Here is a 379-nt window from a genome sequence, read left to right as displayed (position 1 = left end):
GCCGAGTACCGCCTGATCGACCGGGCCAACCTGCTCGGCCTGTCGGCTCCGCAGATGACCGTGCTGATCGGTGGACTGCGCGTGCTGGGTGCCAACCACGGCGGCTCGGAGCTGGGTGTGTTGACGGACAAGGTGGGTCAGTTGACCAACGACTACTTCGTCAACCTCACCGACATGGGCACCAAGTGGGCGCCGGCTCCGGCCGATGACGGCACCTACGTCGGCACCGACCGCGCCACCGGTTCACCGAAGTGGACCGCCAGCCGGGTCGATCTGCTGTTCGGTTCGAACTCGCAGCTGCGGGCGCTGGCCGAGGTGTACGCCGAGGACGATTCCAAGGAGAAATTCGTCAAGGACTTCGTCGCGGCCTGGACCAAGG

General features: G+C 66.0%; 1 protein-coding gene. It reads left to right on the top strand.

What is annotated here, in order from left to right; genetic code table 11:
- Window positions 1-379: peroxidase family protein (locus IMZ11_RS44775; RefSeq protein WP_305075969.1), on the top strand; the 379-nt coding region annotated here is incomplete at both ends.

It is taken from the genome of Microtetraspora sp. AC03309, assembly GCF_020826795.1.
Classification (GTDB): Bacteria; Actinomycetota; Actinomycetes; order Streptosporangiales; family Streptosporangiaceae; genus Microtetraspora; species Microtetraspora glauca.
The sequence above is the reverse complement of the archived record's forward strand: the minus strand, read 5'-3'. Positions and strand labels throughout refer to the sequence as shown.